Source organism: Paraburkholderia sp. SIMBA_054 (assembly GCF_046534875.1).
GTDB lineage: Bacteria > Pseudomonadota > Gammaproteobacteria > Burkholderiales > Burkholderiaceae > Paraburkholderia > Paraburkholderia hospita.
This window is the reverse complement of the sequence record NZ_JAWRXV010000688.1, coordinates 1-275: the sequence shown is the minus strand read 5'-3', so window position 1 is coordinate 275 and position 275 is coordinate 1. Positions and strand designations below refer to the sequence as shown.

General features: G+C 62.5%; 1 protein-coding gene. It reads left to right on the top strand.

Features of this window, described 5'->3' with window-relative positions; genetic code table 11:
- A partial coding sequence (locus SB822_RS56865) for a transposase (RefSeq protein WP_410859073.1) occupies positions 1–275 on the top strand: 275 nt, incomplete at both ends.

The window sequence follows — 275 nt, the reverse complement described above, 5'->3', positions numbered from 1 at the left end:
AATGACTTTCCGCCGTGGGAACTGGTGTACCAGCAGACCCAACGCTGGTTACAGGCGGGCTGCTTTGAGAACATGGTCTGCGACCTGCGCTCGGTAATACGCGTGGCGCAAGGGCGGCAAGGACAACCCAGCGCCGTTATCCTGGATGGCCGTACGTTGCAGTCAACCTGCGAGAGCGGACCGCGCGCGGGCTACGACGGTTATAAGCGCAAACGCGGCAGCAAGGTCCACATCGCGGTGGATACCCTGGGGCAGTTGCTGGCGGTGCACGTGAC